Origin of the sequence: Litorivivens lipolytica (genome assembly GCF_014191715.1) — a bacterium.
In the GTDB taxonomy this organism is placed as follows: Bacteria; Pseudomonadota; Gammaproteobacteria; order Pseudomonadales; family Spongiibacteraceae; genus Litorivivens; species Litorivivens lipolytica.
The window spans coordinates 481882-499158 of record NZ_JACHWY010000003.1 but is presented as its reverse complement, the minus strand read 5'-3'; the positions used below and the strand labels follow the sequence as shown (position 1 = coordinate 499158).

Genomic DNA, 17277 nt, shown 5'->3' with positions numbered 1-17277 from the left:
TGAATGAAGGCTCGAATGGGGAGTATAGAGGATCAGACCAGAACAGCGGATACCTGTTCGCGAAACCAGCGGTGGGCCGGGTCGTTGTCGAGAACGCGCGGCCAGTACATCTTCAGCGGGATCGGGTCTACACTCAGTGGAAAGGGGTGGCAGCGCAGCGGGTAGGCTCGCTCATACAGCTCTCCCAGTCGCTTGGGCACGGTTGCGAGGCAGTCGGTTTGCGCCACCACGATGGGCATTGAGGCAAAACTCTGCACGCTGGCCTGTACCCGTCGCTCCATCTGAATCTGACCGAGCGCATATTCCAGCGAGGTCTGCTTGCCGTGCCGGCGCGACAGGATGACGTGCGGCTCAGCCAGATAACGCTTGGTCGTTAAGCGCTTAATCCGCGGATGATCGCGGGCTGCAAGTACGACCAACTCCTCGGTTCCGGCGTGGGCCTGATGGATTTGCGGATGCTCATAGTTCACATAATCCAGCAGCAGGTCCGCCTCCAGGTTGATTAGCGTTTTGACAGGATCATTCGGGTGAATCGGCAGTGAGTCGATCCGAAGTTGGGGCGCAATTTCGGCAAAGCGGTTCAGCAAGTTACCCATGACCGCGCTTTCAAACATGACCTCGCCCAGCAGGGTAAAGCGCCGGTCGGCCGTCGTGGGGTCGAAGTGTGGCGCCGCACTGACGGCACGGCGCACCAGTTGCAGCGCTTCGCGAATATCGCCCTGCAATTGGCGAGCGCGTGGGGTGGGTTGCATGCCGCTGCGCTGGCGGAGAAACAGTTCGTCGTCAAAGGTTAGGCGCAAGCGCTGCAGGGCCGCGCTGACGGCCGGCTGACTCATACCCAGCTCGACCGCAGTCGCTGACAGTTTGCCGGTCTCCATCAGGCTGTCGAAGACGGTCAGCAGGTTGAGGTCAATGGAACGTAAATTCAGCTTCATGGATATTACATATACAAAACATTCAGTTTACAAATATCACGCCTGCGCTAGGCTGACAACATCGTCTTTGGAGGTGTGTGATGCCTGAAATCAAACCCGAACATCTGGTTATCGTGTTTATTTTGTTTGCCATGGTCTGGGAAGTGTTGGCCGGCCGCACTCGCGATGGGCGTAAATCCCGCGAAGACTGGAATATGGCTCTGCTCACCGGTGCGGCGATGGTGATTGTGCAGCGCCCGGCGCTGGTGTTGGCCACCGCCTTTATCGGCGGCCTGCTGGTACCCCAGTGGCAGGGGGCGCTAAATGAATTTGCTGCGGCCAACTTCTGGTGGGTGCTGCTGGCCTATATTGCGCTGGAAGAGCTGCTGCACGGCGCCGGCCACTGGTTTGCCCACGCGCGCCGCCCGAAAAGCAAAACTCTGCAGCGCGTGCAGGGGCTGTTCAAGATGGGCCACCGCCCCCACCACCTCTCCGGCGGCAATGATGGCAAGGGTCAGCTGTCGGTCACCCAGACCTTTGTTGAGCACTGGCTGTGGTGGTTCATCATGCCCAACTACTGGTTCCAGTTTTTCTGTGTCTATCTCGGCCTGACCGAAGTGTTTCTGGTGGGGACCGTGTTCAAGGGACTATGGGCGGCGCACAACCACGTGAACTGGAATTACGACCTCTATTTTCTCAACCACCGCTGGGCCTGGGTGCGCAAGACCATGTATGGCCTGTGTCATATCCTGACCTTCCCGACCCAGCACCATCACCACCACGCCCGCGGTAAAAACTCGGGCAGCAATCTGTGCAATCTGCTGGCGATCTATGACTGGCTACTGTTTGATTCGCTGGTGATCGAAAAGGAAAAGCCCAAGGTTTATGGCTGGAAGCAGTCGCCCGAGGAAGAGCACAGTATCTGGCATCGATTCTTTGCGACGGACTTGAAGAAGCTGGCGTAGTCGGAGTCTTTCAGGTTTGGCGGTTGGCAGATTGCTCCAGTCGCTCCGCCAACCACACTTTAATGATCGACTGGCGAGTGACACCGAGGCGGGCCGCTTCGTCGTCCAGGGCTTCTATCATCCACACAGGAAAGTCCACGTTTACTCGTCGCTGCCAGCGCGGTTCGTCTACCGTTCTGGCTCTAACTTCTATTAGGTTTGGGGCTTCCCAAAGTGACTGGGCGTCGATGGAGTCGATGCCATGTTTGTCACGGTTGGTACGACTCTTCCTTGGGTCGAACTCAAACTCATCAATGAGTTATTAATATGCCTTTTTTATACCATTGCCGAGGGTCTACTCCAGTTCAAACTCCACAAACACCTGCGAGCTGATTTTTACCTTGGCGGGTTTAAAATCATGCGGCGGTGGCTCAGGCGCGTCGCCACCCTTGGCGGCGTGGGCGACCATTTCTCGCATCTCAAAATGGCGCTGCACGTCCTGACGACCAATCTGGTGGACCCGCTCTACTTCCGTATCAAACTGGGCGGCAAGGAAATCGGCCTGCTGACGGGCCTTGCGGGCGGCGTCGGCGAGGGCTTTCTGTTTCAGCTCTTCAAGGTTGGAGACTTCCGGCTGAATATGGGTGATCTCGGAGATGCCGCTGTCGACCAGCACCTGCAGGGCGCGACTGTAGTCATTGGGGTTGCGTAAAACCGCTTCGACATTGCGCTGTACGCGGTGGCGGCGAGTGCGGGAACCGTCGTTGCGGTTGTAATCTTCCTGAATGCTGACGTGCAGGGCCGAGGAGGTGATGTCGCTCTCTTCCACACCAAGTTCCATCAGCGCGCGCACCGAGGCTGAAGCAATCTTGTCTACCTCGGCCTTGGCAATGGCCGGGTCACTGTCGTGGAGGCTGGACACGTTATAGTGCAGTCGAACAATGTCGGGCAGCACCTCAAACTCGCCCTGCCCTTCTACCGCAACGATGCGGGGTTTGGGCGGTACCAGCGGCGACTCGTTGAACTGGCTAAACAACACCAGCGCCAGCAGAAGAACCGTAACAATCAGCACAAACTGTCGCATAACAAGCTCCGTGTTCAGAAGGCGACATTATGCCAAAGCTGCGTCGGCGATAACGCTAGCGCTGAGAGGAAATATTGCCGCCGTCCACCACAATTTCCGAGGCTGTGATGTAACTCGCTTCATTGGACAATAAAAAGCGAACGACCCGGCCAATTTCTTCGGGTTCACCAATGCGGCCGAGCAGAATCCGGCGTTCGAATTCTTCTTTCAGGCCTGGTGCGTGGTCGACCGCCTGCTGGATCATGGGGGTAAGGATCTGCCCCGGCGACACGCTGTTGATGCGAATACCGTCGCGCCCAAGATCGTCGGCCAGAGCCCGATTTAGCGCCAGCATGCCGCCTTTGGAGGCGCTGTAGCTGGGGTTCATGGCGTTGCCCAGAGTCGCGTTGATGGAAGCGATGCCAACAATGGCCGAGCCGGGCAGGCTTTTCATATCAGCGCGCAGCGCTTTGGCCAGAAACACCTCGGCGCGCAGGTTAATGTTCAGCACGCTATCCCAGAGTTCAGGTTCCAGCTGATCCAGCATCCCTACACCGGCAATGCCCGCAGCATGCACCAGCCCGCCGATGGGCCCCAGTGCATCGCGTGAGTCACCGACCGCCCGTTGCAGGGCGTCGATATCGGCGACATCCACCGTCAGGCCGATGCAATCGACACCGCTTTGGCGCTGCAATTGCTCTGCGGCCGATATCACGTCCGAGCTGATATCCCAGAGTGCGACGGCGCGTCCCACCTCGGTTAAGGCGCGGGCGCAGGCGAGACCGATGCCGGAGGCAGCGCCGGTGATGATCACCGGGGTGGCGGGGCTGGCAAGTGGATTCATGGGCAATCCTTTTTTCTATCGATAATCATCAAAAGCTGTTTAAAGCTTATACAACCTACTGGTTTGTAGGATATAAAGTAACCTAACTGCCAAATCTATTGCCAGCCACGGTGTTTTCCCGGTGTGCCAGCGAACGTCATAAAAATTCAGCTTGTTAATAAATTACAACGGCTTATGATTGTTATTCCGGGTGACAAAGCCTTTTTACCTCATCTGGACTAGTCTGCATGCCAGTTATGACATGGGCGCCGAATCGTTAGTTTGCCTACTTCTTGGTAGACCAACCATTCGGGAGAATAAAATGCCGACTGCCCTGAACAAACCCCGTGACTCTGGCTTGCTGATTAGCCTCGCCTTGACCCTGCTGCCGAGCGCGGCCGTGGGGAGTGTCGCTCTTGAGGAAGTTGTGGTGACCGCCCAGCGCAAGGCAGAGTCACTGCAGGATGCGCCGATTTCGATCGCTGCCTTTTCGTCAGATGCGCTGGAAAAGAAAGGCATTTCCAATCTGGTGGATCTGCGCGCCAACGTGCCTAACCTCCAGCTCACTCCCCACCCGAACAGTGCGACCACCGCGCGTGTGTATATGCGCGGCGTGGGCAATAACGATGATCAGGTGACTCAGGACCCAAGCGTAGCGGTCTACATGGATGGCGTCTATCTTGCGCGCAACCTCGGTCTCGCCCAGGAAGTCGCTGATATCGAGCGCATTGAAGTGCTGCGCGGTCCCCAGGGTACTCTCTACGGCCGAAACGCCACCGGCGGTGCCATCAATGTGATTACCAAAGCGCCCTCACCGGAAGCGCTGGAGTTCACCCAGAAATTCAGCGCGGGCAATTTCGATTATTTCCGTAGCAAAAGCAGTCTCAACCTGCCGCTGAGCGATAGGTTGGCCGCCAAGCTGGCCTATATGACGATGCAGAAAGAGGGCTTTGTCGACAACGCTGGGACCGGTGTCGAGCGCTTTGGCGATCGCGAGCGCGAAGCCTGGCGGGTTGATGTGTTATGGGATGCCACAGATGCCGTTGAAGTGCGTTACGCCTACGACACCTCCCGCATAGAAGATACGCCAATGTTTGTGGAGCGTGTGCCGCTACACCCAGAGCAGCCGGATCGCCCTGAGCGCGGCTCCGAATCGGTGGAAGGCCTTAAAGCCAATGATGTAACACCCAAGGGCCACAGCCTGACCGTGAAATGATTGTTGAGCGAATCGCTGGAGCTGAAATATATCGGCGCCTATCGCGAGCTGGAAAACTTCACCCACCAGAACTACCACGCCGGTGAGCGCGGTGAGCACGCCACCTTTATTACCGAGTTTGATATCGAGCAGGAACAGACGACCCACGAACTGCAACTGCTAGGCAGTGGTTTTAACGATCGCCTGGACTACGTGGTGGGTGCCTACGCTTTCACGGAACGTGCCGACAGCTATGATCTTACCGTAGTGCCCGAGTTCGATATTGATCTGACCGGCGATGGCGTTAACGATGCCCGCGCCACCATCAACGCGATGCGCGACGTATCGATCGACAACGAGGCTCAGGCAATTTTCGGGCAGGCAACCTATACCCCGGAATGGCTGGACAGCCGCCTGCACGTCACGCTGGGCTGGCGCAGTTCCCGTGACAGCCGGCAAGCAACGCTGAAAAACGTCAATCGCCTGAGCAATATCCAGCCTGCGAGTGGCCTGCCCTTCCCGACGCCCACGGAAGTGGTGCTGGAAGATCCGCAAGGTCGCGGTGACCGGGATTTCAGCGACAGCAGTCCATCCTTGGTGCTGGCCTACGATCTGGCGGAAACCACCAACATCTACGCCAAGTGGGTCAATGGCTATAAAACCGGTGGCTATAACGTGCGCGCGAGTTCGGTGGAGCGGTTTAATGCGGGGTTTGATGCGGAGCAGCTGGTTTCTACCGAGCTGGGTTTGAAAGGGGAATACCTTGATCGACGTCTGCGTTTGAACGTGGCGGTGTTTGCGGCGGACTACGACGACATTCAGGTCAATGTCCAAACCGACCCCAATGACCCGACCGTGACCGACGTGCTGAATGCCGGTGAAGCTATTATCGAGGGGGTAGAGATGGATCTGACCGTCCTGCTCGGCGAGGCGACTACGCTAAGCTTCAGTTACGGTTATCTGGATACAGACTATGAAGTGGTGCGAGACGCCGAAGGGAATGATGTGACCGCAGAATTCCGCTTCGTCAACGCGCCGACGCATAGCGCCACCCTAGGTCTTGATTACACGTTTAGCGGGATTCAGTTTGCGGATGCCCGGCTGTCGATTGATTACAGTTGGCAGGACGACAAATTCACCAGCAGCAATATCAAGGACGGACACTATATCGTCGACAGCTACGGGGTATGGAACGCGCGCTTTTCAATGGCAGATATCCGCGCCTTGGGTGGCGGAATTGACGTTGCGCTTTGGGCACGCAACATCGCCGACGAGGAATACTACATCGCCCACTTCAATGCGCTGTTTCCTTCAGCGGTATTCGGTGATCCGCGCAGCTACGGCTTGGATTTGGCTTATCGTTTTTAAGAATTAAAAAGGCAATAAAAAAGGCCGACATCATGTCGGCCTTTTTGTTTAGCTCCGAAGAATAGTTAGGGCATGGTATGCACAAACTCTTTCCATTTACGCTGTGCCTTGATTACAAAACCCGGTGTGGCCGAGCCGGTGCCGGCGTTTCTCACCTGCGGGTGGCGAGCGATAACGCGTTGCAGGGCTGAGACCTGATTGGGTTCGATGTCGACAAAAAGAACATGCTTTCCGGACTTGAGTTCGTCGCGAAATTGTTTGAAGTCGTGGTGCATTTCCTGAATGCCAAACAATCCGCCTTCCCACGTGCAGAACCCGAGTGCGACGATGGCGAGAAAAATAAAGGGAACCCAGGTTACGGTTTCGGGTAGGCCGCTCATCCAGGCGATGAGTAGAACCAATGCTGCGGCGGCTACGCCAATCAGGGCGCCGAGCTCGGTGCCGTGCACTACGTCTTTCTTTAGCACCGCTTCCACGTTGTGCAGATGTTCGTGTGTGTCCACACCGGTGTCGTCTTCGCTATAGACGTGGATCTGAGGCTTATCTAGGCCCTCGGATTCCAGTTCGGCCTCCACGCGATCGAGTTCGTCCAGATCGTCACTGATGAAATAGTGGCGTTTCATACACCCTCCATTTTCTTTGCGTTTCTGAAACCTTTGCTACGCATTATCTGAAAGATCAGATTGCTCTTTAACTTTACATCAACTGGGGCTGCCCGCTATGAACGATTAAACCTATAAAATCTAATTCTTAGATGGTTTTCGTCTTACGAGTTCGCCGCGCCCATTACGCGCGTTACTACCGACGAGCATCAAAAAGATTTTTTTAAGTGCTTTTGATTATTAAGCGACTGATTCTTTGAACCTAATTGCCGGCCTTATAGGAAATCTGCACATCGGGTCTGTGCAACCTGCGATTTTCGTCTATAGTGACTTGAGCTGGTTCAAGGACAGATCGGCTGACCGTTGTGCTACCCAAACTCGAAGTAGTCATAATGTCAGCCCAATGATAATAACGATCCTGTCGGTATACCTCGCTGTAGTCTGTGCCCCGGTATGCGTCAGGCCAAACGCCATAGGGAAGCGACATGGTTATAGCGCTGATTATTCTGGGGCTGGTTGTCGTTACAATTGTGTTCCATCTGCTCAGTCCCTGGTGGCTCACGCCCATTGCCTCAAATTGGCAGGCCATCGATACCACAATTGAAATTTCATTTTGGGTGACCGGCGCCGTTTTTATTGCGGTTAACCTGTTTCTGGCCTGGGTGGTTTGGCGCTACCGTAAACACGGCAACAACAAAGCCCATTACGAACCAGAAAACAAATCCCTTGAAAGCTGGTTGACGATCATTACGACCATTGGTGTGGTCGCGATGTTAACGCCCGGTTTGATTGCCTGGGGAAAAATTATTCATGCGCCTGACGATGCGCAGGTGGTGGAAGCGATTGGTCAGCAGTGGCAATGGACGTTTCGCTTTCCCGGTGAAGACAATCAGTTGGGTGGTGCCGACGCGCGTTTTGTGACGCCGGAAAATCCCTTTGGTCTCGACCCTGATGACCCAGAGGGTCAGGATGACATTCTCGTTAACAGCCAGCGCCTGCACCTGCCGCTGAACCAACCGATAAAACTGTATCTGCGCTCGAATGATGTACTGCACAACTTTGCGGTACCGCAGTTTCGCGTAAAAATGGATCTGGTGCCGGGCACCGAAACCTATCAGTGGTTTGAGCCGACTCGCGAAGGTGAATTTGACATTCTCTGCGAAGAGCTTTGCGGTCTCGCGCACTACACCATGCGCGGCATGGTGGTGGTTGAGTCACAGGAGAATTTTGCTCAGTGGTTGAGTGAGTATCCAACTTTCGCGGAAACTCAGATAGAGAAAACGGCGGATCTTGCGGCGGGTAAGAAACTTTACGGAAATTGCGCGGCTTGCCACGGCGCCGATGCCGCTGGCAACGAAATGCTGAATGCGCCGAACCTCAGCATTCTTAGCGCAGATTATATGGCGCGTCAGCTTCGCTACTACCGAGACGGTATTCGCGGCGCTCACCCGCAGGACAACATCGGAAAGCAGATGGTGAGCATGGCGGGCATCGTCAGCAAGCCCGAGGACGAGCGCAACTTGCTCGCTTATATTCAATCGCTGCCGGCAATCGCATCGGCTCCTACCCGCGAAGGGGGTAACGCCAAAGCCGGGGCGGCAGTTTATGACGTCTGCGTCGCCTGTCACGGTGCCGAAGCTCAGGGCAAAGGTTTGCTGAGCGCGCCACGTCTTGCCGGTCAGGCCGACTGGTATCTGTATCGCCAGCTCAAGCATTACAGTATGGGGTGGCGAGGAACTCATCCCAAAGACCAGTTCGGCACCCAGATGCGCTTTATGACCCAGACTATTCAGAACCCTGAGCGTCTGGATGATTTGCTGGCTTATATTGCCACGCTGGCGCCGCAAGCATCGACCGAACTTTCCGTTTCATCAACCGGGGATGACCGCCTATGAGTCACGTCGCGATCGCCGATCAGGAAGCCCATCTCCACCATCCGAAAACCTTTATCGGCAAATACATCTGGAGCCAGGACCACAAGGTCATTGCCATTCAGTACGCAAGCACTGCAATCTTTGTGGGTCTGATTGCGCTGGTGCTGTCTGTATTGATGCGGCTGCAGTTGGGCTACCCGGATCAGTTTGATTTTATAAATCCCAATAGCTATCTGCAGTTTGTGACCATGCACGGCATGATCATGGTGATTTATTTGCTGACGGCCTTGCTGTTGGGTGGGTTTGGTAATTACCTGATTCCGTTGATGGTTGGTACACGGGATATGGTTTTTCCCTACCTCAACATGCTCAGTTACTGGTTCTATCTTTTGTCGGTGATTGTATTGCTCGCCAGTTTCTTTGCGCCGGGCGGTCCCACCGGCGCCGGCTGGACGCTGTATCCACCACAGGCGATCTTGGAGGGTACGCCCGGTGTCGGTAGCGGCATTGTGTTGATGTTATTGTCGTTAGCGATTTTTATTGTCGCCTTTACGATGGGTGGCCTGAATTACGTCACTACGGTGTTGCAGGCCCGCACGCGCGGCATGACCTTGATGCGGATGCCGCTTACCATCTGGGGCATTTTCACCGCGACTATCCTGGGTCTGTTTGCATTTCCTGCGCTTCTGGTCAGCGCCATTATGATGTTGTTCGACACGCTGGCGGGCACCAGCTTTTTTATGCCGGCGATTGTGTCACTGGGTGAGCCGCTGGAACACGAGGGCGGAAGTCCGATTCTGTTTCAACATTTGTTCTGGTTCTTTGGTCACCCGGAAGTCTATATCGTCGCCCTGCCCGCTTTCGGCATGATCAGCGATGTGCTGAGCGTCCATGCGCGCAAGAATATTTTCGGTTACCGGATGATGGTGTGGGCGATTGTGATTATCGGTGGCCTGAGTTTTATCGTCTGGGCTCACCATATGTATGTGAGCGGGATGAATCCTTACTTTGGGTTTTTCTTTGCGACCACCACGCTCATCATCGCGGTGCCCACGGCGATTAAAGTCTACAACTGGGTGCTTACCCTGTGGCGCGGCAATATTCATCTCACCGTACCAATGCTGTTCGCCATCGGGTTTATTTTTACCTTTACCCATGGCGGCTTGAGCGGCCTGTTTTTGGGCAATGTGGTGATTGACCTACCCCTGTCCGACACCTTCTTTGTGGTAGCGCACTTTCATATGGTGATGGGTGTTTCCCCCATCATGGTGTTGTTTGCGGCCATTTATCACTGGTTCCCCTTGATCAGTGGCAAGCAGTTGCACACGGGAATGGGCAAGATTCATTTCTGGGGAACCTTCCTTGGCACCTACGCGATCTATCTTCCCATGCACTACCTCGGCTTCCTCGGTGTGCCGCGTCGCTACTACGCGCTGGGTGACTCGTCGTTTATGCCCGACTCGGTGCATTCGATGAACGAGGACATTACCCTCGCTGCGATTATTGTCGCCCTGTTCCAACTGGTCTTCATTTTCAACGTGATCTGGACGCTGCGTAAAGGCCCGAAATCCGAACGCAACCCGTGGGGTGCGGCTTCGCTGGAGTGGCATACGCCGGATGTGCCACCGGATCAGGGTAACTGGGGTGACAAGTTGCCTACCGTGTATCGCTGGGCTTACGACTATAGCGTGCCCGGCGCGCGTCAGGATTTTATTCCCCAGCATGTGCCCGAAGAAGATGTGGATTACGAACCGGGTGGGCGCAAGAGTCACAAAACCTGATTAACAGCCTCGGAAAAAGGATGGCGGTATGAGCTGGACACAGATTTTTACCGATAAACCCTGGTTGCCTGAAGCGGCCGGTGAAGTGCCGGATACCGATACGGGGAAGGCCCCGGGACAAATCGCGCTGCGTATGTTGTTGGGCGCGATCACGATTCTTTTCCTGCTGTTTTTTGTGACCTTTATCGAGCGCTCCCAGTTTCAGGATTTCCACGCGCTGGCCGGTGAGCCGTGGCAACCCTTCACCGATTCTATGCGACTCTGGGTTAATACCGGAGTCCTGCTGCTGGCCAGTCTCTGTCTGCATTGGGCTGTTAGAACCTCGCAGAAACAGCAAGCCATCTTGCTTTTGCTGGGGGGTGGATTTTTTGCGGCCCTGTTTGTCGTGCTGCAGGTTTCGGTCTGGCAGTTTCTCTATAACCTGGGGTATGGCTTGGCGGAAAACCCGGCCAACAGTTACTTCTATATGCTGACCGGCGTGCATGCGACACACATCATTGGCGGGCTCTTTGCACTACTGCTGGTGGGTCGAAAATACCTTGCGGGCGCTGACACCGGTGTCGCACTGCGCGCCTGTGCTACCTATTGGCACTATTTATTTGTGTTGTGGCTGGTGCTGTTTTTCATGCTCACCCGCACACCGGAAACCTACGCAATCATTGCCGCGTTCTGCGGACTGGGGTAAGCCAATGGCCAACACATCTACCCAGGAAAATCTCACTTACTGGAAGCACATGGTCAACGACTGGTCTGCTGACAAGGAGACCTTCAAGCTCTCCTGGGGCAAGTTGATGATGTGGATTTTCCTGCTCTCGGATACCTTTATTTTCAGTATTTTTCTGATCAGTTACATGAATGCGCGCATGGCCAGCACCGATCAGTGGCCCTTGGCGAGTGAGGTGTTTGCCTTGCATGTGGGTGGGGTGAGTGTGCCCCTGCTGCTGATCGCGATTATGACCTTCATTCTGATTACCAGCAGCGGCACCATGGCAATGGCGGTTAACTGTGCCTATCAGAGGAATAAGTCCGCCACGTTTAAACTGATGCTGGCAACAGCCCTGCTCGGCGCCAGCTTTGTGGGTATGCAGGCCTTTGAGTGGAGCAAACTGATCGAAGAAGGTGTTCGGCCCTGGGGCAACCCGATGGGCGCTGCCCAGTTTGGCTCGGTGTTTTTTATGGTGACGGGTTTTCACGGGCTGCACGTGTCGGCGGGGGTAATTTATCTCGCCATTGTCGCCAACAAAGTCAGGCGTGGTGATTACGATCAGCGCGGCTTTCAGATTGTCGAAATAACCGGCTTGTACTGGCACTTTGTGGATCTGGTATGGGTATTTATCTTCGCGTTTTTCTACCTCTGGTAAGGAGCTGGCCATGAGTAATTCGACACAGGCTGCCGAAAGCCATGACGGACAGGAACATCCGATTGGACTGTATTTCAAAGTTTGGACACTGCTGTTTGTGCTCAGTGCCCTGTCTTACATGGTCGACTATTTCCAGTTTCAAGGTCTGCTCCGTTGGTCGCTGATCCTGTTATTTATGTTTCTGAAAGCCGGTTTAATCATTGCGGTGTTTATGCACTTTGCTTGGGAGCCGGCTACGCTCAAGGTTGCGCTTTTGCTGCCGACTTTGGCGATTGTGGTTTTCATAATTTTTATTGCGATTGAAGCCGATTACATCTATCTCAATCGACTGGAATTTCTTGCCGGGGGGAAATGAGCTCCGAGCGAAGCATGATGCGCTGGTGGCTTGCGAGTTTTCTGCTCCTGGGTTTTATCTCGGCGGCACTGCTTTTATGGCCATCCCAGCCGGTTGTGCCGAACATTCAGGGTGCGGTTCTGCCTCAGCCCAAGTTGCTAAAAAATATCGCATTGATCAATCATCACGGCGAAGGGCTAAAGGAAAGTGACTTTACCGGTCGCTGGCATCTGGTCAGCTATGGCTTTACTCATTGCCCTGATATCTGCCCCACCCTGCTGTCTGACCTAAAGCGCTTTCAAACGCTTCTCGAGAGTGAACCGGCCTATCGCGATATTCAGGTCTGGTTTTATACCGTCGATCCCCAGCGCGATAGCGTTGCCGCGCTGAAAAATTACGTGCCGTGGTTTGATCCGCGTTTTATCGGCGTGCGTGCTCGTGATCCAGATGCTGCCAAAGGTTTTGAGGAAAGCCTGGGGATCAATGCCAGCGTAAGCGGCGTTCCGGGTGACGAAGACTACCAGGTTAATCACGGCTTTCTGCTCTTTCTGATCGACGAGCAAGCGCAACTGCGCGCGGCACTGTCTCCCACCCGAACGCGTCAAGGTCAGCAGTTTTTTGAGCCCGAGCAGGTCTTGAAAGACTATCTTGCCCTAAGGGCGTGGGTCGGCGAATAACTCAGGCGAGTTTTGCTTCCGTGGGCGCCGGTTTCATCATGGCGTCCAGTTCCGCTTCTATCCAGCCCTCTACCTTGGCAGTGAGTTCGCGACTGCTGATATTGTCGGTGGCAATGGGCTCGCCGATCACAACCGTAATGGTGCCGGGGTATTTGAGGAATTTTTTGGGCGGCCAACAGACGCCGGCGTTATGGGACACGGGTACCACCGGCACGCCAGCGGCTATTGCCATATTGGCTCCGCTGCGGGCGTAGGTCCCTTTCTGGCCGACGGACGTGCGTGTACCTTCGGGGAAAATCAGCACCCGGCGACCGTCTTTCAGTCGGCGCGTGCCTTCGTCCATGATGTAGCGCAGGGCGGCTTTCGGGTTGCTGCGATCAATAGCGATGGGGTCGACCAGTTTCAAGCCCCAGCCAAAAAACGGCAGCTTTAACAGTTCGCGTTTCAACACAATGCCGATGGGAAAAAAGGCGTGCTGAAGATAAAACGTTTCCCACTGGCTCTGGTGCTTGGCCATGACTACGTAGTGGCCCTCGGGTACGCTGCCGACGACGTTGTATCTGACGCCACAGGTTAACCGCAACCAGATCAGTATCCATTGGTTCCAGGTAATCAGGTAGCGACCTCGAATCGACAGGGGCGTAAACCAGAAAAACAAAATGCCAGTCGTGCTGAACCAACCGGTGAGTAACACGTAGCCAATATAGAACAGCAAAGTTCTAACAAACAGTACCGGTCGTGTGAGTGAGAGATTCATTGTTTGGCCCGTGCGGCTAGCAGGTCATCAGCGAAGTCTGCGAGCGTAGCAAACACCTGCGTGTGGGACAGTGATCCATGTTCCGCTAACTGTGCAAAACTCTTCTCACCCTTGCCGGTTTTGACCAGCACTGGCTGGCAATCGCGGGCAACCGCGGCTTGTAAATCTTTTATGGAATCGCCGACAAAGGGCACGCCTTTAACTTTGGCGTTAAAGGCAGCGGCTGCCTGATCGATCAGCCCCGGCAGCGGTTTGCGGCAGTCGCACTCCGCATCAGGTAAATGGGGGCAGAAAAAGATGCCGTTGATGACGCCACCGTGGGCACCTACCAGCGCACACATTTTGCGGTGCATGGCGCTCAGATCGTCTTCACTGAAATAGCCGCGACCGAGCCCGGATTGATTGGTACACACGCCAATGGTGTAACCGGCCTGACTCAAACGCGCGATGGCCTCGATACTGCCCGGCACAGGAATCCATTCCTCGGCGCTGCGGATATAGTTATCCGAATCTTCATTGATCACGCCGTCGCGGTCGAGCAATATCAGGGGCATCAGTTTTTACCGGGCACCAGCAACGAGATATCGGCTACTTGCAAAAACAGTTCGCGCAATTGGCTGAGCAGGCTGAGGCGGTTTTTCTTCAGTGCGTCGTCGTCGGCATTTACCATCACCTCGTCAAAGAAAGTGTCGACGGGTGCGCGCAGGCTGGCCAGTGATTTCAGCGCGCCTTCGTAGTCGCCCTTATCCATCAGCGGTTGGAAGGCCGCACTCGCGGTGTTCAATGCGTCTGCCAGAGCTTTTTCTGCAATTTCTTGCAGCAGGCTGTCGTCAATCTTGCCGGCAGTGAAACCTTCCGCCTTGGCCAGAATATTGGATACGCGCTTGTTGGCCGCGGCTAGTGCTTCGGCCTCGCTCAAGGCAGTAAAGCTGTTCACGGCCTTGATGCGACGATCGATATCCAGCGGTACGCTCAGGTTTTTGGCGGTGACCGCCATAAACACTTCCGCTGCAATGCCTTGCTCGTCATAGACCGCACGCAGGCGCTCGATCATATAAGCCAGGATGGTGTTGATCAGCTCGTCGTCGGCTTTGACCGCGCTGTGCTGTTTTGCGGCTTGAGCGATCAGTTCGCGCAGATCCAGTTCCAGATTTTGCTCCAGAATAATGCGCAATACACCCAGACAAGCGCGGCGCAGGGCAAAGGGATCTTTCGAACCGCTCGGCGGCTGGCCGATACCGAAGATGCCGGTAATGGTGTCGAGGCGATCCGCCAGCGCAATCACGCTGCCGGTCTGAGTGGTGGGCAGACTGTCACCGGCAAAGCGCGGCAGGTATTGCTCGTCCATCGCTTTGGCAACGTCTGCCGGCTCGCCGTCGTTATTGGCGTAGTACAAACCGGCAATGCCCTGCATATCGGCAAACTCGTACACCATATCGGTCACGAGGTCGCTTTTGCATAAAAGCGCGGCGCGCTCGGCCAGAGCGACATCGGCGCCGATTTTTTCAGCCAGCACTTTACTCAGTGCGGCGATACGTTCGGTCTTGTCGAACAAGGTGCCGAGTTTTTCCTGAAATACGATGGACTTCAGTTTTTCACGGCGATCAAATAGCGAGGTCTTGCAGTCGGTTTCGAAGAAGAAGGCCGCATCGCTCAGGCGTGGGCGAATGACTTTTTCATTGCCATCGATGACTTGCGCGGGATCGAGGCTTTCGATATTGGACACGGTGATAAAGTTCGGCATAAGCCCACCGTTAGCATCCACTACGTGGAAATACTTCTGGTGTTCCTTCATTGAGGAAATCAACGCTTCGGCAGGTACTTTCAAAAAGCGTTCTTCAAAGCTGCCGGCTAGTGCGACGGGCCATTCCACCAGCGCGGTTACTTCGTCGAGCAGGTCGTCGCTGATCACCGCTTCACCGCCGAGTTTCTTACCTTCGGCAGAGACCTGTTCGCGAATCATCTCGCGACGTTTTTCAAAGCTGGCGACTACCTTGCCCTCTTCGAGCAGCAGGCTTTCATAGTCACCGGCGTTTTTGACTGTCAGCTCAGTGTTGGCGTGGAAACGGTGACCGCGAGTGGTATTGCCGGCCTTCAGGTTCAGGGCTTCACCGTTCAGGGTGTCACTGCCATACACGGCGCTGACCCAATGTACCGGGCGTACAAACTCAGCGCGGCTGGCGCCCCAGCGCATGCGCTTGGGAATCGGGAGTGCAGCGAGGGCTTTTTCAATGATATCGAAAATCACATCGCTAGTTTTGGCGCCTGCCTGTTCGTTTTTCACGAACAGTTTGTCCTGCTTGCCGTCGTTGGCGACGTGGTTTTTTAGGTCGGTAACATCGAGTCCGTTTTTCTGGGCGAAGGCTTCTGCAGCACGGGTGGGATTGCCGTCTTTATCAAAAGCGACTTTTGCTGGCGGGCCCCAGGCTTCCAGCGTCTGGCTGGGCGCCTGCTCGTTCAGCGCGCGCAGCAAAACCGCAAGACGGCGCGGGCTGGCAAAGCGCTCGGCACTTTCAAAGCTCAATGCAGCGTCGTTTAGTTGGTTTTCAATGCTATCGGCAAAAGCATCACGTAGACCTTTCAGCGCAACGGGCGGCAGCTCTTCGGTACCGATTTCAATTAACAGATCACGCGCGCTCATGACTTGCCCTCCTCTGCGGCCAATACTTCGTTGCGGAGAGTCTCCGGCGCCAGCGGAAAGCCCAGGGCCTTGCGCGCATCAAAATAAGCCTGCGCTACTGCGCGAGCCAAGGTGCGGACACGGAGAATAAACCGCTGACGCTCGGTTACGGAGATGGCGTGGCGGGCATCCAACAGGTTAAAGGCATGGGAGGCCTTCATCACCATTTCATAGGCAGGCAGCGGCAGGCCTTTTTCAATCAGTTTCTGACTCTGGGCTTCGCAGTGATCGAACTGCTTGAACAGTTCGGGCACGTCAGCTTCTTCAAAGTTAAAGCGCGACATTTCTACTTCGTTTTGGTGGAACACGTCACCGTAGGTCACAGGCCCGTCGGGACCGTTGGTCCAGATCAGGTCATAGATGCTGTCCACGCCCTGCAGGTACATGGCGATGCGCTCAAGGCCGTAGGTAATCTCGCCAGTCACCGGGTAGCACTCCAAACCGCCCACTTGCTGGAAGTAGGTAAATTGGGTGACTTCCATGCCGTTGAGCCACACTTCCCAGCCCAGACCCCAGGCGCCCAAAGTCGGCGATTCCCAGTTGTCTTCCACAAAGCGGATATCGTGGATGGCAGGGTCGATACCGAGGTGGCGCAGGGAATCCAGATACAGCTCCTGAATTTCCAGCGGCGAGGGCTTCATCACCACCTGAAACTGATAGTAGTGCTGCAGGCGGTTGGGGTTTTCGCCGTAGCGGCCGTCGGTTGGGCGGCGGCAGGGCTGCACATAGGCGCTGTTCCAGGTTTCCGGGCCGATGGCGCGCAAGAAGGTGCCGGGGTGGAAAGTACCCGCCCCTACTTCCATATCGAGCGGCTGCAGAATCACGCAACCGCGTTCTGCCCAGAAATGTTGAAGCGCGAGAATCAGCCCCTGAAATGTACTGACGTCTGCCTTGGTCACGTAAA

18 protein-coding genes are annotated in these 17277 nt (G+C 55.2%); 9 read left to right on the top strand and 9 right to left on the bottom strand.

The features are described 5' to 3' along the window. Window positions 1–32: 32 nt before the first annotated feature. Window positions 33–935, bottom strand: a complete 903-nt coding sequence (locus FHR99_RS14515) for a LysR substrate-binding domain-containing protein (RefSeq protein ID WP_183411426.1) — start codon at window positions 933–935, stop codon at window positions 33–35. An 80-nt stretch (window positions 936–1015) separates the two neighbouring features. Here FHR99_RS14515 and FHR99_RS14510 point away from each other — a divergent pair, with 80 nt between their 5' ends. Beyond that, a complete protein-coding gene (locus FHR99_RS14510) occupies window positions 1016–1879 on the top strand; it encodes a sterol desaturase family protein (protein ID WP_183411425.1) in 864 nt (287 codons plus the stop codon). A gap of 10 nt (window positions 1880–1889) precedes the next feature. Here the strand turns inward: FHR99_RS14510 and brnA are convergent, their stop codons facing one another. From brnA to FHR99_RS14495, 3 genes are read right to left on the bottom strand one after another with little or no spacing between them, the layout of a single operon-like run. Continuing rightward, window positions 1890–2174, bottom strand: coding sequence for a type II toxin-antitoxin system BrnA family antitoxin (gene brnA, locus FHR99_RS16245; RefSeq protein ID WP_425488638.1), 285 nt, complete (start codon window positions 2172–2174; stop codon window positions 1890–1892). A 39-nt stretch (window positions 2175–2213) separates the two neighbouring features. Next, entirely contained in the window at window positions 2214–2942 is a 729-nt protein-coding gene (locus FHR99_RS14500) for an SIMPL domain-containing protein (RefSeq protein WP_183411424.1), read from the bottom strand. Between the two features lie 55 nt (window positions 2943–2997). Beyond that, window positions 2998–3765, bottom strand: coding sequence for an SDR family NAD(P)-dependent oxidoreductase (locus tag FHR99_RS14495; protein ID WP_183411423.1), 768 nt, complete (start codon window positions 3763–3765; stop codon window positions 2998–3000). Window positions 3766–4066: 301 nt separating this feature from the next. Between FHR99_RS14495 and FHR99_RS16405 the strand changes: the two genes are divergently transcribed. Next, complete coding sequence (locus FHR99_RS16405) at window positions 4067–4960, top strand: TonB-dependent receptor (protein ID WP_246386953.1); 894 nt, start codon at window positions 4067–4069, stop codon at window positions 4958–4960. A gap of 3 nt (window positions 4961–4963) precedes the next feature. Next, the gene (locus FHR99_RS16400) at window positions 4964–6307 is read left to right on the top strand and encodes a TonB-dependent receptor (protein WP_246386951.1); all 1344 of its coding nucleotides are present in this window, start codon (window positions 4964–4966) and stop codon (window positions 6305–6307) included. Window positions 6308–6372: 65 nt separating this feature from the next. On the opposite strand, the gene FHR99_RS14485 is transcribed toward FHR99_RS16400, so the two are convergent. After that, window positions 6373–6930, bottom strand: a complete 558-nt coding sequence (locus tag FHR99_RS14485; RefSeq protein ID WP_183411422.1) for an NAD/FAD-utilizing enzyme — start codon at window positions 6928–6930, stop codon at window positions 6373–6375. Between the two features lie 464 nt (window positions 6931–7394). Between FHR99_RS14485 and FHR99_RS14480 the strand changes: the two genes are divergently transcribed. From FHR99_RS14480 to FHR99_RS14455, 6 genes are read left to right on the top strand one after another with little or no spacing between them, the layout of a single operon-like run. Continuing rightward, a complete protein-coding gene (locus tag FHR99_RS14480) occupies window positions 7395–8804 on the top strand; it encodes a c-type cytochrome (RefSeq protein ID WP_183411421.1) in 1410 nt (469 codons plus the stop codon). Further along, window positions 8801–10564, top strand: coding sequence for a cytochrome c oxidase subunit I (locus FHR99_RS14475; RefSeq protein ID WP_183411420.1), 1764 nt, complete (start codon window positions 8801–8803; stop codon window positions 10562–10564). Before FHR99_RS14480 ends, FHR99_RS14475 begins: the two co-directional genes overlap by 4 nt. A 28-nt stretch (window positions 10565–10592) precedes the next feature. After that, window positions 10593–11249, top strand: a complete 657-nt coding sequence (locus FHR99_RS14470) for a cytochrome c oxidase subunit 3 (protein WP_183411419.1) — start codon at window positions 10593–10595, stop codon at window positions 11247–11249. Window positions 11250–11253: 4 nt separating this feature from the next. Beyond that, window positions 11254–11925: a heme-copper oxidase subunit III family protein gene (locus FHR99_RS14465; RefSeq protein WP_183411418.1), complete on the top strand. Its 672-nt coding sequence runs from the start codon at window positions 11254–11256 to the stop codon at window positions 11923–11925. A 10-nt stretch (window positions 11926–11935) separates the two neighbouring features. Continuing rightward, entirely contained in the window at window positions 11936–12280 is a 345-nt protein-coding gene (locus FHR99_RS14460; RefSeq protein WP_183411417.1) for a cytochrome C oxidase subunit IV family protein, read from the top strand. Then, window positions 12277–12936: an SCO family protein gene (locus tag FHR99_RS14455; RefSeq protein WP_183411416.1), complete on the top strand. Its 660-nt coding sequence runs from the start codon at window positions 12277–12279 to the stop codon at window positions 12934–12936. The genes FHR99_RS14460 and FHR99_RS14455 overlap by 4 nt, the downstream gene beginning before the upstream one ends. Before the next feature lies 1 nt (window position 12937). Here the strand turns inward: FHR99_RS14455 and FHR99_RS14450 are convergent, their stop codons facing one another. Genes FHR99_RS14450 through glyQ form a run of 4 tightly spaced genes read right to left on the bottom strand, consistent with a single transcriptional unit; the run spans window position 12938 to window position 17272 of the window. After that, the gene (locus tag FHR99_RS14450; RefSeq protein ID WP_183411415.1) at window positions 12938–13693 is read right to left on the bottom strand and encodes a lysophospholipid acyltransferase family protein; all 756 of its coding nucleotides are present in this window, start codon (window positions 13691–13693) and stop codon (window positions 12938–12940) included. After that, window positions 13690–14247, bottom strand: a complete 558-nt coding sequence (gmhB, locus tag FHR99_RS14445) for a D-glycero-beta-D-manno-heptose 1,7-bisphosphate 7-phosphatase (protein ID WP_183411414.1) — start codon at window positions 14245–14247, stop codon at window positions 13690–13692. The genes FHR99_RS14450 and gmhB overlap by 4 nt, the downstream gene beginning before the upstream one ends. Then, entirely contained in the window at window positions 14247–16334 is a 2088-nt protein-coding gene (glyS, locus tag FHR99_RS14440) for a glycine--tRNA ligase subunit beta (RefSeq protein WP_183411413.1), read from the bottom strand. Before glyS ends, gmhB begins: the two co-directional genes overlap by 1 nt. Further along, entirely contained in the window at window positions 16331–17272 is a 942-nt protein-coding gene (glyQ, locus tag FHR99_RS14435; RefSeq protein WP_183411412.1) for a glycine--tRNA ligase subunit alpha, read from the bottom strand. Before glyQ ends, glyS begins: the two co-directional genes overlap by 4 nt. Window positions 17273–17277 lie beyond the last annotated feature (5 nt).

Excerpts from the sequence above, each read along its gene's own strand:
- FHR99_RS14515 (WP_183411426.1), bottom strand. The coding sequence starts at position 935 with ATGAAGCTGAATTTACGTTCCATTGACCTCAACCTGCTGACCGTCTTC.
- FHR99_RS14510 (WP_183411425.1), top strand. The coding sequence starts at position 1,016 with ATGCCTGAAATCAAACCCGAACATCTGGTTATCGTGTTTATTTTGTTT.
- FHR99_RS14500 (WP_183411424.1), bottom strand. The coding sequence starts at position 2,942 with ATGCGACAGTTTGTGCTGATTGTTACGGTTCTTCTGCTGGCGCTGGTG.
- FHR99_RS14495 (WP_183411423.1), bottom strand. The coding sequence starts at position 3,765 with ATGAATCCACTTGCCAGCCCCGCCACCCCGGTGATCATCACCGGCGCT.
- FHR99_RS16405 (WP_246386953.1), top strand. The coding sequence starts at position 4,067 with ATGCCGACTGCCCTGAACAAACCCCGTGACTCTGGCTTGCTGATTAGC.
- FHR99_RS14485 (WP_183411422.1), bottom strand. The coding sequence starts at position 6,930 with ATGAAACGCCACTATTTCATCAGTGACGATCTGGACGAACTCGATCGC.
- FHR99_RS14480 (WP_183411421.1), top strand. The coding sequence starts at position 7,395 with ATGGTTATAGCGCTGATTATTCTGGGGCTGGTTGTCGTTACAATTGTG.
- FHR99_RS14475 (WP_183411420.1), top strand. The coding sequence starts at position 8,801 with ATGAGTCACGTCGCGATCGCCGATCAGGAAGCCCATCTCCACCATCCG.
- FHR99_RS14470 (WP_183411419.1), top strand. The coding sequence starts at position 10,593 with ATGAGCTGGACACAGATTTTTACCGATAAACCCTGGTTGCCTGAAGCG.
- FHR99_RS14465 (WP_183411418.1), top strand. The coding sequence starts at position 11,254 with ATGGCCAACACATCTACCCAGGAAAATCTCACTTACTGGAAGCACATG.
- FHR99_RS14460 (WP_183411417.1), top strand. The coding sequence starts at position 11,936 with ATGAGTAATTCGACACAGGCTGCCGAAAGCCATGACGGACAGGAACAT.
- FHR99_RS14455 (WP_183411416.1), top strand. The coding sequence starts at position 12,277 with ATGAGCTCCGAGCGAAGCATGATGCGCTGGTGGCTTGCGAGTTTTCTG.
- FHR99_RS14450 (WP_183411415.1), bottom strand. The coding sequence starts at position 13,693 with ATGAATCTCTCACTCACACGACCGGTACTGTTTGTTAGAACTTTGCTG.
- gmhB (WP_183411414.1), bottom strand. The coding sequence starts at position 14,247 with ATGCCCCTGATATTGCTCGACCGCGACGGCGTGATCAATGAAGATTCG.
- glyS (WP_183411413.1), bottom strand. The coding sequence starts at position 16,334 with ATGAGCGCGCGTGATCTGTTAATTGAAATCGGTACCGAAGAGCTGCCG.